Here is a 14596-nt window from a genome sequence, read left to right as displayed (position 1 = left end):
TCCTTATCATTTTAAAGGCTCTTTAGCACATTTTTCCTAAAAGGTACATTCCCCTTTGTGAACAAGGGTAGTCATCCTATTTTTTCTTTATTGTAATATTATCCAATCCTACGTTTTCTTTACCCGTGTTTGTAAAGGCTATTCGCATAATTTTCTTATTGGGTTTAATTTCTTTTCCTGTTTGAAAAGCGATGGTCTGCTTTTTACCTTTTGCTGTAAGAGATCTCTCCTCCTTCTTCAAACTTGACAATGCTCCAGTTACCACTGTTACATCATCTACCATCACTTGCAGGCTTGCACCCTTGCCCCAAAATTCAAGGTTATAGTTCTGCTCCGCGTCCAAATAAACATATTGGGTTATTGTCTTTCCTGGGGTTATGACAACAGCTTTGCTTCCTTTTTCTCCTGTACCATCCGCTATTGTCGCTTCTCCTTCCCAAGGAGCAAGGCCAGCTGGCCCTTCAAAATCAGGATTTGGCAGTTCATTGTTGTCCTCCAGAGGCCAGTTATACGCACGGATATAATCCACTTCCATATTGACCCCACCTTCAGATCCATACGCCCCTAAAAATACATTCATAAAGTGATTCGGAGAATAGATCTGGTTCTTGTTGGCATATTCCTTGATCAGGTCGCCATTGATATAATGTTTGATACTTGTCGGTGTCCATAACACCCCGTGGGTCACCCACTGTCCGACATGTTCATACCCTTCCGCAATGTGCGTAGCCAGGTTACGCTGAAAAATACCCTTCTTATCCACATGTCCGTGGATCACAAATTGGGCCGTGATATATTCAAACACATCAATTTCAAAAAGCTGTCCCTTCGGACGTATTCCCTTAATTCCATCCACTTCAGTTCCTTCCTGCAGATAATAGCGAATATCCGGTCCAGGAGAGTCAAACCAAAATGCTGTATTTGTCCCTTTGGGATCACCCTGACGGTTACGTCTTACCCTTACCTCAAAATAGCCACCTTTACTATTATCTAGTAAATTTTCATTCGATTTCCAGTCATACGTCTGAATAGAAGATATTTTTTGGTTTCCACCTTCGGTAAAGAGTCGCTTTGGAATGGTATCGTTCACATATAGATTGATCGCAGTGCCGTCCATTGTATAAGCCGGTTGAGGCAGTTGATCAGTCAGCATCTCCTGTTTTGATTTCGCATTTAAATAGTTTAGAGAGGAGAAGTAATTCGTAGTCCATTTATTCCGGTTCAGCAGTTTGTCATTAAATTCATCCTGCCAGAACACCTCCATACCTATCGGAACAGCCTTGGAACTTGGATTTTTTTGCAGTTCGTCCAATTCAGTACGGTCCAATACCCAGCTTTTTGAAGTAAAGGTTTTTCCTTTGGCTAAGGATTTACCAGTTGCCGATTCCACCCAGATGTAATAAGTTGTTTCAGGATCTACTTGTTGAATATAATAACGATGCGTTCCTGCTTCCAGCACACTGTTGGGGCTCTGCGGTTTTTTATTCGTTTTTGACCAAAAGACCTTGGCTCCTGTAAGATTGTGTTGGTTACCGTTCATATCGAGTCGGATCCAGCTTCTGGTTCCCAAAAGGCTTAAAGCCGAATCAGAACTCTCTGTTTGTGCCGATAAAGCAAAAGTTGATAAAAGCTGTGCGGCAGCGAAGATTATATGTTTTTTCATTGAATTAGATTTGAATTTTTATTTGTCCGTCCATCTGAATGATACTGTTCATTCAAGATAGCGCCAGCAACACAACATTATTTCAGGTAGACTACCACTGAAACAGCATCATTACCGACCTTCACTTGTTTTTCAGCTGGTCCTTGCTTTGTATTATATTTCAATGTATAGGTTTTATTTTTTTCCACAGCAAAAGCTAACCGATCGTTCGCATCCTGTCTGGCATCTCTGGTAGAACCACCACCCACTTGGTCTTTCTGATGGAAAATATCAATATTGCACTTCTCTCGGTCTTCAGGAGAGTTATGCTGTTCACTTTCATAAGCGACAACATAAATTGTAGTATGTTTATTGTCCGCTGCTATTGCCTCTTGTTGATCCTTATACAAGCTCGTATAGGTGGATGTTACATTTACACCATTGATATACTTTAAATCTGTATTCCAGGCTAATGGGAAATAAGTTTCGGTTGATTTAAATGAAGAAGCATAGATTGCATGCTCGCGACTGTTCACATCAGCTTTACCAGCATCAGCTAAAAACCAAGAACGGTTCAATTCTTTATCCGGATAATATTCCGTAAAATACCACTGACCATCGATCCATACTTCGCACCAATTGTGGTTACCTCGATTGTCGTACCAGTTTAAAGTGCCTGCCACTCGCGAAGGAATACCAACGGCACGAAATGCATCAGTCAATAAAATAGACAGCCCACTGCAAGAAGCCATTCCTTGACGCATAGATTCTGCTGGTGACTGGTCAGGTCGTTCTCTTTTCGTATTGTAATCGACCATGACCTCGTCCCGGATATGCTTATTTACCGCAGTGATTGCCTCCCGTAAAGTCTTACATGAATCAACATATTTAGAAAATCTGTTGAAAAGCTCCTCTCGCCATTCATCACGGTTCTCATTAAGCACCGCATAAGGCAATACCTCATTCAAAAAAATAGAGTCTGGAAGCTGTTTTGTCCAAGGGAACTTTGCTTTTGCCCGGTAGGCCAGCTCGATATTATTCAGCAGAAAATCGCTACTCAAAGATTCAAGGTCCCGCTGTGGCATATAAGCAATTAGAAAAGCAGCCCCATCTTTCATATCATTGGGCACTGTGTTGAGGACCTGTTGCAACGAAGCCTTATTATTGCCCGCCTTGGAAAGTGCCCGTTCCAAAGGTTGATGATATTGTTTGGAAATGTGGGCATATGGATTAGATTGTGCCCGACATAAATTAAACACAGAGACCCAGAGGGCGAAGAATAATAAGGATAGTTTCATCATGCATTTTTAGAAAAGTCTAAATCTACTAAATTTTCAGGGATCCTTGTGTGGAAGATATCAATTTAATGGTTATAGCCATTCCATACAGCAAACAGACTCTTCATGCTGCTTGGTTCCTATAAAAAGGTACCCAAAATGATGCTTTCCCATTATTTCTTCACCTGGACGAGCATGCCGATAAAGCATCTAAAGTTAGATGGTATCACCTATAATGAATAAAGACCACATATACATGTGTCTTTATTGTATCTTCTTTTAGATTAGGGATCGAATTGAGATTATTCCCGTTCTTCACGGACAAAGAAATCATAGGAATACCAAAATTTCAGGCTTCTGAATGTGGCCAGATCACTTAATGTATAACTGATCGGGTAATCGAAAGTATGCCGTTGCACCTCAAGCTCTTTCTTATAGGCCTTCACCAATTTGCGGATTCCTTCCAAACCATGTTCACGTTGGATGAAACTGGCTTTACGTCCGCCACGAAGATAGATCAGGACATCTGAATGCTGTAATATTTCTTCATCCATATTGGTTAAGGATTGTTTGTCAAGCAATTTCTCCAATACCCGTTTAAAATCACTGCCTGGATAATCACTTTCGCCCATGATAATTGAATTTGTTCCATAATTCACACTCGACACATAATAGGGTTTCAAACCTGTTTTCTCCAATGTCAAAAGCTCCTCTCCATGAAAGGTAGATGCAAAATCATCAAAATCAGCATATAAATTAAAAGCGACATGTTCACGATGGAGCAAAATACTGAAAACTCTTTTAACTGTTGTGGAATCGTTATGTACAACAAGTCGGAGGACACTATCAACATCAGCACTGTTATTAAGGTGATAGCGTATAGCTCTGTAATCAAAAAATGTTCCTGTGGAAAACTGGTCCAATACCGTTTGTTCACCCTTACTTTTCTTCGCAAAAGACCGCACAGCAGCAAAGCTAGGAATGATCTTGACGCTACGAAGTGTTGGGTGAGTGGATGAGATCGAACTTTTAAAAGGCTTAATATAATTGTGCAGTGGACTCAAAGCTACTGTAGGCATCGTATCCTTTAAGCCCCAGATACTCCCTAGATAAAACTGCTGATCAATGGTCTGGTCCGTATAGATTTGGTTGACCGAAAAACCAATAGAACGACCAATAAAATGATATTTCTGTGCTAATGCATCTTCTTCAAGTTCCTTCGATTCGAGATCAACATCTTCCTTGTCACAACTGGACAGTAAACATATACTCAGCAACAGTACGAAAAGATATTTCATAACTCAAAAATTAGGCATCATCTCAGTATTAGGCTGCTCTATTTCATCGACACAACAGATAATGGCTTTAGATTCATTCCAAAGATAATTAAAAATCTTGATCCGGCCTATATAAAAATCAGAAAAACAACAAGATACACTCTAATTAAAACCAATATGCCCTTCCCGACTGATTTCTGCTGCCATGTACAGCAAATATTTACAGAACGATAATCCCTACAACTGGTAATCAAATACATTTAATTTAACAATTCTTAAACATAAGTTACCATCACCTTTATAGAAACTGATTATTCTTGCACCAATGTTCTAGAATTACGTTTTACATAAGCCATTAATAGTGGACTATAGTATTAAAAATACTTTTCAGCCAAGCTTTTATAAACATAAAGTTCTGTAAATTTGGTATTGGCAGTCATGATAAAGAGACCAATATTGTTACCTGCAATGTTGAGCAGGTTCAAACAAGGAAATTAATACAAAACTCAAGTCACTCATGTATAAATATGCATTATTTTCCGTGCTGCTCCTTTTAGTAGCAGTCGTTCATTGCCGGGCACAATTCGGCGGCCTCAGATTAATTGCACATCGGGGTGGAATTGTTGATGCCCAAACCGATGAGAACAGTATAAGCTCGATTAAAAAGGCTGCCGACCGAGGTTATTGGATGGTCGAATTGGATGTCAGAATGACAAAAGATGCTGTTCTTGTCGTACAGCACGACAATGATCTAAAGCGTTTTTTTAATCTCGACAAAAAAGTGGATGCATGTTCCTGGAACGAATTAAAAAGCTTCAGATCTGCAAATGGCCATCAGGTCCAACAGCTGAAAACCATGTTGGCCCTATTGAAACAAGAAGGCCTACAGGTCATGATTGACCTCAAAATCCGTGGCCATCATCCCAAAGTTTTCCAAGAGCTCTATGGCATGGTAAAAAATGCAGGTCTTGCAGAGCAGGCACTCATTATCCCTACCGCCGAAGCAACGGATTATTTTCGTGGAAGGATAAAATTGAGCTGCTCCAGAGAACAGATTGAAGCCTATCAGAAAAGAAAAGATTATCACCCTGAGCATTATTACCTTTTTGCCAATCCTTCGGCTGATGATTTCAGCTGGGCAAAGGAAAACCAGATTCAAGTTGTTGGCGCGATCAATGACTTCCGTGCCGCACCGCAGGAACTTCAACTGACGGCAAAAAAACTAATAGAACTCGGGGTGAGCTATATCCAGCTGGATAGTAAATTCGATCATTTTTTCGGGCAACACCTTGTTCCTGCCAAGGATTCACTATCCTTTCAGAAAAAATAAATTACTCAGAATCAAACTTATTTTATAAAGTTTCACTTTGGTGCAGCACCTTAATATTTTGTTGAGCCTCCAACTGTGTGCTCAGCTGCATCTGGATAATATTTTTAACAGGAATAGAAAGTTCATCGCCATGTTCATTCAAAACCTTTTTATAAGTTTCCCTAAATGCCTTCTCCCCTTTTTCACAGCTTTCCAATAAACTTTTCTTACTGTCTCCAGCGGTATTTACTTTAACACCCATCCACCATCGAAAGATCTTCCCACTCATCTTCGTATTCTCTGTGGTTTCCTCTCCTTCATGTTCCACATAAGGAGCGAGCTCAGCAATAAAACTGGAGGACTGATCAATAAATTTTTTAAAAATACGGTCCAAGTTATCGTCTATTCCAAGGCTTTCACATAGCGATAGGGCCTTCGAATACCCTTCAATACGATCGTTATTAATCTTGATAAGATCATTCACGATCTCCGGATTATTTGATTTCATTTCCATGTTGACTCCTTTTCTTGTTGTAAAACTTATGCTATAAAAACAACAAGAACTGCTAATCAGTTCATTTTTTCAGAGAAATCAGGTATTAAAACCTCTTTTGAGTAGTTACCGCTGTCTTCCACCAACCTTCCTAGACATCATTTTTTCTTCAACTGGTTTTTCTTTTTTGTAGGGTCCTAAATACCTCTTCTCTTTTCAGCAGCCACATCCCGAGTTTTTCTTCGGCAACACCCTCTGAAAGTAAATAAGTAAAATCTATTCCCCTACTCAATATCCGACTTTATAATCCTTTTTGAACGCCTGCCCCTGCCAGGCCTTTTTACTCGTCCAATCCTCACTTTCACTCGTCCAGAACGGATCATCAGCGGGAAGTCCCAAGGGTAAGAAGCTCAGGGAGGTCATATATAGACTTCCTGTGGAAGTATAAGTGTCTGCGACTTCAGGTTGTGAGCCACAGAACCCCAATACCAACCAGCCTTTGTCATCAAAATTCGAACAAGCATTAAAAGTCCGTTTGTGCATGGCAGTCATGGCGCTTCGCAGCTGCCCAGGAGATATCCCCTCCGGGTATTTCCCCATTAGGGCTACTTGTGCCAGTGCTTGAAATGCGCCCGTTCGGTAGGTAATTGATCTTCCAAAAGGTGGAAAGCTACCATCGGTTCCGATCATGCGTTCCTGAAATGTAGCATAGCGCTGCATGCGTTTCACCGCCAGCTCGTAATCTTTACTGTTGATCCTCTTTGCCCCAGACAACACCCGATAAAGGTCGACCAGCATCGGTTGGATCACATAACTATTATAATAATCCATGGCAAAATGAGGTCCATCGCTATACCAACCATCCCCTAGGTACCATTCGTCCATTTTTTTTAGCGCAATTTCAATACGCATAGGATCAGCATCTTCACCTACATATAACAAAAATGCTTCTGTCAAAGCCGAAAAAAGCAACCAATTGTTGTAATAAGCACTCCTATTGCGGAGGCTTTTAAAATTGGCTACAATACGTGTTTTCGTCTCTTTGTCCAATGGTGCCCATAGGGCTTCCGGTGCCCGTAAGAATCCTTGGGCCATAAAGGCAGCATCCACAATCGGTTGCTGCTCCCTACTAAAATCAAGACAGTCCGGATTTTTGGGATCCACGGCGTTGGCAATTCCTTTGAGAAGTGCCCGGCGCAGTTCATCCCGCTGTTTCCCCTCCTCCGTATCGTCATCAGGCAGTGCCAGCCAGGGAGCCACTCCAGCCATCGTCCGCCCGACAGCCTCCAGGTAGCTTACTTGTTCTGCTTTCAGCATATAACCTGGTGCCTTCTCCAAGGGCATATTTTTTTTCAGGGTCCCGGCAGCAAGATTATGAATAACGGGCGATGTGATTTGATAGAGAAGGTCAGACCAGTATTTCCTGTCGCCAGTTGCCTGTTTCTGTATTGCCTCAACTGCGGTACGTTGCTGTGCCCATGCAGGTAGGGCTATTTCCCCACAAAAAAGTACTGCCACACAGGCCAGTAATCTGATATATTTCATCTGTAATTATTATTTTTTGAAGTGCTAAACACAAAACCCAACAGGTCTCTTCCCGGCCAGTATTTACTATACATTTTTGATGTATGCATCGGTTTATCTTTCATGACATTCTTAGATTTATATTGCCCTGCTGGTTACCTATAAAACTAAGTAAAATACAACAGTTTCCCTAGTCTCTTATCTAAAGATCACCAATTCGTTACTAAAAAAAACACCCGAAAGCATGGGGTACTCCGGGTGTTTTAGCCATATTATTAACCTATTTTATGAAAAGTGCCCTTGAATGGGCAGCACTAAGATAGAAAATACCTTTGTATAAACAAAATAAATTAAAAAAAATCTTATTCAATTTGTGGCTAAACCGATTGAACAACGATCGAAGTTAGTTATTAAATTGATCCTCTTCGGGTAGTCAGTCCCTTTGTATATACCTAGACTATGATCAACATGTGCTCCCACTTGTCAACTAGTGACTATTTGAGGAGTCCTCTGACATGATCGTTCTTGATCTACATATCACAATGCCTAGACACTTCCAGTAACTCAGGATAGCCTATTGATTTTAGGAAATGGCAATAGCCTTGGTAACAAAAATGGACCAACAACATATCATTTTGACACATCATTGATGACCTTTTTTAAATCAATGCCTTTACCCAGCACAGGTTTAAAGATATCTCCCACACTATTCATCCTTTCGATGGCATTGAAAATAGTAAAATCACTTATTTTTAATCCTTTCTTCACTTCATCCCAATGCAGTGGCATAGAGACTGTTGCTCCTGGTTTTGGCCGTACCGAATAGGCTGCTGCAATGGTAGCATGTGGTCTATTCTGCAGAAAATCCAAATACATTTTTCCTTTACGGTCCCGGACCGTCCGTTCGAGGCTGGTATAATCAGGAAGCTCCGTATGAACCATGGTGACGATCGCACGTGCAAATTCTTTGGATTGCTCATAGGTATATTTGTTCCCCAGCGGGATATATATATGCAGTCCCGTTGAACCACTGGTTTTACAATAGCAGGGGACCCCCATATCATCCAGCATCTGTTTTGTCACTTGTGCCGCTTCAACAACTTGATCAAAGGAATTCTTATCGGGGTCCAAATCGATGATACAAAATGTAGGGTTGTCGGGTTTTTTGACGGTACTGTTCCAGGGGTTCATTTCAATGCACCCTAGATTAGCCATGTACAACAGGGTCGCCTCATCTTTACCGACAAGGTAATGCCGGTCACGATTATCAGCTTCGCTCTGATAACGATACAGTTCGGCCCAGTCAGGCGCAGTATCCGTCACGTCCTTAAAATAAAAACTTTCTTCTTTGATACCATTTGGGAATCGATTCATGCTTTGCGGTCTATCTTTGAGGTATGGTAAAATAAAAGGGGCCGCCTGATAATAATAATTGATAAGGTCTCTTTTTGTAACCTTTTCTTTGGGCCAAAAGATCTTATCCAAGTTGGTGAATTTAAGTTCCTGTTTATTGACTTTCTTCACCTGTATTTTTTCTGTTGGATTCAGCAGGGTTTTACGTTCAGTCCCTTGCCGCCTCGACTTAACCAATTGGTTAGTTTTCTCCGCTACAATCCGTTGAACGGGTTCTTCTTGTTCAAAAATTACTTTTTTGGCACTCTTATCTTCCCGCAGCCCATCAAAGGAAGGATGGCGCATGATACCATCAGCAGTGATTTCTGTAAAGCTCACTTCACAGACCAAGGTTGGACGGAGCCAGGTCACCGATGCATGCGGTGGGTCTGGGCGGAACCTAGAGGGCTTATTCACATCAGGTTCATCTGCAAAAGGAGACTTATCGGTCACCAATGGTTTAAACATAGCGATCATCTCTTTTTGCAATTTTGCATTGAATCCTGTTCCTACCTTACCGGTATACACCAGTTTTTTATCTTCATATACCCCGACGAGTAGACTACTGAATAGCCTGGTTGAATCATCATTTCGTGTATATCCACCGATGACAACTTCCTGCCGCTTATTAGCCTTGATTTTGAGCCAGTCCCGCGAGCGGCTGTCCACATGATATACACTATCCTTACGTTTGGCCATGATGCCCTCTACCCCAAGCTTCCGCGCCTCATCCAAAAATTCAATACCTGATTTTTCAAAATGCTCGCTAAACAACAGCTGATTATGCTGTGGGAGAACAGCCTTTAAGATCGCCTTGCGGTCCATGAGTGGAAGGCTTTTTAAGTCTTTTCCCTCGTACCACAAAAGATCAAATATATAGTAAACTAAATCACCATCAGCTTCACTCCGCCAGTTTTGCAGCGCGCCAAAATTTGCTACCCCATTTTTTCCCAGTACCACGATTTCACCATCGATAACCGCATTGATCCCCATCGCTTTCAGTTCCGTGTAGATTGGGTAAAATTTTTCATTGAAGCTTTTATCATTTCTTGATTTAATTTCTACCACTCCTTTATTCATAAAGGCCACTGCCCGATAGCCGTCCCATTTGACTTCGTAGCACCAGTCTTCATTATTAAACGGCTGATCGACCAAGGTGGCCAGCATGGGTTGGATATGGGTATAAAAAGCTTGCTTAGGTGATTTTTTTAAAAGCTTTTCCAAACTTACCGAAAGGGCTGCTTTATGCCCCGGCATCGCTTCCAGTTGGTCGCTAATGATCGCCGCTGCTTCTTGTGCTGATCCACTGCTTTTATTGGAGGAAGTCCTACTTTTAACGTTCGATGCCTCTTTCGACCTGTCCTCTTTTTTTATGCTTGTTTTACGGTAGACTTTATCGGGAGCTTTTTCCATCTGCGCAATCGTTTTTCCCGACAGGACCGATTTGTCCTGATGGGTAATATCTTGCGCGCTCGCATATTTATCGTCCAATTTCATCAGTAACCAGCCGTTGTCGCCACGTCCGTAAGCTTTAACAAGCGCAAATTCCCCTTTTAATTTCTGTCCATACAACCTAAATTTCAACTTGCCTGAATAAAGTTGATGCCGTAGATTTCGGTCCATCTTAGCGATGTCACCACTTTTCATATCGACAGCCTCATAGCTTCCTTCGTCCCACACGATGACTGTCCCCCCACCATATTGATCTTTTGGGATAATACCTTCAAAATTTCGATAATCATAGGGATGATCTTCCACCATCATAGCCAGTCGTTTAATCGATGGATCCATAGATGGGCCCTTGGGTACAGCCCAACTTTTCAGTACTCCTCCCATCTCAAGTCGAAAATCATAATGTAGATGGGAAGCATCATGCTTCTGCACGACAAATCGCAGTTCCTTTCCACTCCCTTTTCCACCAAAAGGTTCAGGAGTCTTTGCCGCAACGCGTTTTTCACGATATTTAGATAAATCCATAGGTCCATTTTTTTAGTAAGATTCCATTATAATCCAATTATAACACAATGCTGGCACCAAAAAGGTTCTGATTATTTGAGAAGATCAATAAGAGAACAAAAAAGGGTAGTCCAGAAATATCTACATCATCAATCTATAATAGATTCGACGATTAGCTTGAATGGGAGCAATTTTAATGCTGTATTCCTTTTGATCTAAGCTGTATAAAATCTCTTGGATAGAGACCGGACTCTTTCTTGAAAAAATTAGAAAAATTAGCAGCATCACGAAAACCCAGATTCAAAGAAACCTCCTTAATGGGTAGATCTGTCCCCAATAATAGTCTTTTTGCCTCGGCCAATATTTTATTTTTTATACATTGTTTAGTAGAAACCTTAAATGTCTTTTTACATAGTTTATTGAGGTAACTAGGAGATATATTAATGGCATTTGCATAGAATACAACCAACTTCTCATCCTGATAAAAATCATCCAGGAGACTGACAAATTTCTTAATAAATGGATTTCTCCTTTCATTATTGTCACATGCGCGGAGATGCATACATTTTGCTTTTAAAATAAGATAAGTCGTCTTAAAACGATTCGTTATAATTTCCGCACTTCCTTTGTCATCCTTTTTTAATAGCTTATTGATCTCTAAAAATTCCTGCGACAACGCGTGAAAATTATCCTCATTTAATTTAAATATTGAAATAAGCTTGGATTTATCTATAGGCATATTATTAATAGAAGTTATTATCTCGTAGAGATCACGTGCCGCAATGAGATATTGTCCAATTGTTCCTGATTCAAAATGACAGGAGACAATCTGTCCGGGAAATAACACAATTGCCATTTCACTCATTACTTGATATTGATCACCGTCTATATTTATATACCCTCTTGCTTTCTCAAATAGCAAAATACTTAACGATTCAACCTTCTTTGGTTTTATAATTTCAAGCGGTCCGTTAAAGGTTCGATAAGAGATTTCACCAGATTTCTCATGTTTTATCACTTCATTCCGCAGAAATAGATTATTTTTTTTCACTCCCTGGGCAATTTGATCGTATTTTTGCATGCGCTTTAACTTTAAGATTATCAGATTTTACACATTCCAAATTCTTCTACCACAAATAGTATCCCCAAAAGCAGAGAGAACACAATTGCGATAAACGTCCAAATAATAGTAGATCAACAAGTATGTAGATCATGAGATAATCAGCTAAAAATTCTCTTGCTAAAAATAGGTTTCATTTTAAATCGGTAATTACAAAATTCACCATAATTACTATTAAAATCGTGACAATATACAAATTATCATCAAAAGAAACAATAAATAAACATATTCACCTTTTCTCACTATTCTTCCTTTAAAAGCAATCCGATAATGAGATCAATTTAATCAAGATAGTGGGCTACCTACCATCGTCTAATAACCTTAAATATAAATGAGTCCTATTAAATCCGGGTGATGTTCTTCCTTAAGACAGTAAAATTCATAGCTGAGGAGCTATTTTACGGCCTGAGCTAGGGCGTATAGCACTCCCTTTGAAAAATGGGACCGATCCATCATATGATTCAGGGGGCTATTGTACCGCTACCCGGATCACAGTCATACCACGCTAACACAGGCTAGTCCTATAACATGTCCAGTTTTGAGGATAAGCCAGCCTGGACCTTCAATTGAACACGCTCCAAAAACTGGTCGATCATGTCGACACTGTGGTCTACCCAAGGATGAAAAAGCCAAAAAGGATGTACATCCACATCAATGTGATGCACTTCGTGGGCCGTCCCCCAGCGCTTCAGCATGCCGACCAGTTCATCCTGTCCTGCATGAAAGCGCGGCAATCCACTGTTGATAAAAAGCATGGGGACTGGCTTGTCCTCCCTGGCCCAGAATATGGGTGAAGCCTCCTTCCAAACAAGGGGCTTTTCAGCGAAGGTTCCACCCAACCAAAAGGCATCCGGGGAGTCGGCTTTTCGCTCCAGATTGAGCGACAGGGGTGCCATGAAGTCTACCACACCATCCAGATCCACGATAGCTTGCACATGCGTGCTCAGCTTAGATTCGACCTGAGGCTCAAAACGGTCCACTCCTCCTGTCAATCCTACCAGACTTGCCAATTGCCCTCCTGCGGAGCTCCCTGCCACAATCATTCGGCTGCTGTCTATGCCATATAGCTCCGCATGCTCCTTGAGCCATACAATCGCCGATTTGATGTTGAGCACAGCTTGTGGATACTTCGCTTCCAACGACAACTGATGCTCCACTGGAATACAGACATAGCCCTTTCTGGCCAACAGTTGAGCAATGGGTATATCCATCTCCTTATGACCCGAACGCCAGCCTCCACCATGGATCCATAGCACTGCCGCACGTGTTAACCCATCATTGGGCCGAATAATATCTAGGTGCAGGTCACGTGGACCAAAATCTGTGTTGGGTAAATGCGCGTATACCAGATTTCGGGTCATCCTGAGATCTGACCCCAGACTGTCTACCGCAGGCCTTGCTTCAGGATGTTTTTTCTTTATCTGCCGCCATACACGCATGGTATTATAGCTTGTGTCGCGTGGAATGGCTTTATGCTGTGCCCGCAGCATACCACTGTAAAGAAGAAGCGCAAAGATGTAGCAAAACAGCGGGTACTGAGCCCCTTTATTTTTCCATTTCATTGAGCATCAATTTAACGTTCCAATCACCCATAACTTTATCAAGCTTATACTTACCGCGTTTGCTAGCTGGCAGCTGATGGGACCAGCTCACCCGTCTGGAAAGATCCGCCGCTCCTGCTCCCTGCGATCCCAGTTCGGCATAGAATACGGTCTTAGCCTTATCCGGGAATAGCTTGTCACCCTTCCATTCATTCCAAGCCTCAGGTACAATATGCGCTCCCAGCTGGCAATCCACAAGGACTGTGCTGGCATAAGGTCGCCATGGTCGACCGAGAAATACCTTATTGACAGATTCATCCGCCGCCACAAAATCACAGTGATCAAATACATAACCATAGCGTTGCCCCTGCGCTGTGGAAGCTGCAGTGACATACGAATTCCGCAATGAGATCAGCCTGCATGCTGAAAAAAAAGCGGTCCCGGGACCAAAAATAAAATCTGTTGTCCCGCTGATGCTACAATTGGTAAAATAACTCCTACCACTGCTTTTTCCAAGGTACAAGGTATCCTGAAAGCCCATAAGACGACAGTTCACCAAGGCAATCTGGTCTCCTTCCAGGTGCAGTGCCACAGCCTGACCTACCGGCCCGGCAGCATTTTCGATGGTGATGTCCTTAATGAGCACCCTGCTGGCACGTACCAAAAGGGTATAGCTGCTAAATGTACCAAGCTTGGTCTGCCCTGTTTCATCAGGACAGCTGGTGACCTTGCCAGCATAATCATCAAAGACAATCTTTGTACTGGCGGCATCCTCACCCACCAGCTGAATATTTTCCAGGTAAGTTGGAATGACCACCTTTTCACGGTATGTGCCTTTCCGGACCCAGATCCGGACAGCATGTTCCCCTCGAAAAGCTCGCACAGCATTAACTGCGGCCTGTATACTCGTAAAGTCACCCTTCCCTTGTTGGTCTACAGTGATCACTTCCAAGCTAGCACCCCGCACTCCTGAGCTCAATAACGATAGGCTGAAGATCAGGTAAGCTGTTAAAAATTTAATAAACCTTATTTCTTTCATAATCAGTAAAATAAACACATTATTTA

General features: G+C 41.7%; 10 protein-coding genes. 1 reads left to right on the top strand and 9 read right to left on the bottom strand.

Annotated elements, in window-relative coordinates:
* Positions 1–76: 76 nt before the first annotated feature.
* The 3 genes from HX021_RS00265 to HX021_RS00255 form a co-directional block, all read right to left on the bottom strand.
* A complete protein-coding gene (locus HX021_RS00265) occupies positions 77–1663 on the bottom strand; it encodes a glycoside hydrolase family 16 protein (protein ID WP_286587379.1) in 1587 nt (528 codons plus the stop codon).
* Between the two features lie 77 nt (positions 1664–1740).
* A complete protein-coding gene (locus HX021_RS00260) occupies positions 1741–2943 on the bottom strand; it encodes a transglutaminase-like domain-containing protein (RefSeq protein ID WP_286587377.1) in 1203 nt (400 codons plus the stop codon).
* Positions 2944–3221: 278 nt separating this feature from the next.
* Positions 3222–4217 carry a hypothetical protein gene (locus tag HX021_RS00255; RefSeq protein WP_286587376.1) on the bottom strand — a complete coding sequence of 332 codons (996 nt, stop codon included), beginning with the start codon at positions 4215–4217 and terminating at the stop codon, positions 3222–3224.
* A gap of 496 nt (positions 4218–4713) precedes the next feature.
* Here HX021_RS00255 and HX021_RS00250 point away from each other — a divergent pair, with 496 nt between their 5' ends.
* A complete protein-coding gene (locus tag HX021_RS00250; RefSeq protein WP_286587374.1) occupies positions 4714–5526 on the top strand; it encodes a glycerophosphodiester phosphodiesterase in 813 nt (270 codons plus the stop codon).
* Between the two features lie 22 nt (positions 5527–5548).
* Here the strand turns inward: HX021_RS00250 and HX021_RS00245 are convergent, their stop codons facing one another.
* From HX021_RS00245 to HX021_RS00220, 6 genes are all read right to left on the bottom strand, one after another.
* The gene (locus HX021_RS00245; protein ID WP_286587373.1) at positions 5549–6019 is read right to left on the bottom strand and encodes a PA2169 family four-helix-bundle protein; all 471 of its coding nucleotides are present in this window, start codon (positions 6017–6019) and stop codon (positions 5549–5551) included.
* 267 nt (positions 6020–6286) lie between these two features.
* Complete coding sequence (locus HX021_RS00240) at positions 6287–7543, bottom strand: DUF2264 domain-containing protein (protein WP_286587371.1); 1257 nt, start codon at positions 7541–7543, stop codon at positions 6287–6289.
* A gap of 609 nt (positions 7544–8152) precedes the next feature.
* A complete protein-coding gene (gene ligD, locus HX021_RS00235) occupies positions 8153–10891 on the bottom strand; it encodes a DNA ligase D (RefSeq protein WP_286587369.1) in 2739 nt (912 codons plus the stop codon).
* Positions 10892–11063: 172 nt separating this feature from the next.
* On the bottom strand, positions 11064–11921 hold the full coding sequence (locus tag HX021_RS00230; protein WP_286587367.1) for a helix-turn-helix domain-containing protein: 858 nt from the start codon (positions 11919–11921) through the stop codon (positions 11064–11066).
* 590 nt (positions 11922–12511) lie between these two features.
* A complete protein-coding gene (locus tag HX021_RS00225; protein ID WP_286587365.1) occupies positions 12512–13552 on the bottom strand; it encodes an alpha/beta hydrolase fold domain-containing protein in 1041 nt (346 codons plus the stop codon).
* Positions 13536–14570 carry a pectinesterase family protein gene (locus HX021_RS00220; protein ID WP_286587363.1) on the bottom strand — a complete coding sequence of 345 codons (1035 nt, stop codon included), beginning with the start codon at positions 14568–14570 and terminating at the stop codon, positions 13536–13538. Before HX021_RS00220 ends, HX021_RS00225 begins: the two co-directional genes overlap by 17 nt.
* Positions 14571–14596 lie beyond the last annotated feature (26 nt).

The organism is Sphingobacterium sp. N143 (assembly GCF_030325625.1).
Lineage (GTDB): Bacteria > Bacteroidota > Bacteroidia > Sphingobacteriales > Sphingobacteriaceae > Sphingobacterium.
Note: the sequence above shows the minus strand (reverse complement) of the source record. Positions and strands in the feature narration are given on the sequence as shown.

Bases quoted from the DNA above. Each gene is read 5' to 3' on its own strand.
- HX021_RS00255 (WP_286587376.1), bottom strand. From the start codon at position 4,217: ATGAAATATCTTTTCGTACTGTTGCTGAGTATATGTTTACTGTCCAGT.
- HX021_RS00240 (WP_286587371.1), bottom strand. From the start codon at position 7,543: ATGAAATATATCAGATTACTGGCCTGTGTGGCAGTACTTTTTTGTGGG.
- HX021_RS00260 (WP_286587377.1), bottom strand. From the start codon at position 2,943: ATGATGAAACTATCCTTATTATTCTTCGCCCTCTGGGTCTCTGTGTTT.
- HX021_RS00250 (WP_286587374.1), top strand. From the start codon at position 4,714: ATGTATAAATATGCATTATTTTCCGTGCTGCTCCTTTTAGTAGCAGTC.
- HX021_RS00245 (WP_286587373.1), bottom strand. From the start codon at position 6,019: ATGGAAATGAAATCAAATAATCCGGAGATCGTGAATGATCTTATCAAG.
- HX021_RS00220 (WP_286587363.1), bottom strand. From the start codon at position 14,570: ATGAAAGAAATAAGGTTTATTAAATTTTTAACAGCTTACCTGATCTTC.
- HX021_RS00225 (WP_286587365.1), bottom strand. From the start codon at position 13,552: ATGAAATGGAAAAATAAAGGGGCTCAGTACCCGCTGTTTTGCTACATC.
- ligD (WP_286587369.1), bottom strand. From the start codon at position 10,891: ATGGATTTATCTAAATATCGTGAAAAACGCGTTGCGGCAAAGACTCCT.
- HX021_RS00265 (WP_286587379.1), bottom strand. From the start codon at position 1,663: ATGAAAAAACATATAATCTTCGCTGCCGCACAGCTTTTATCAACTTTT.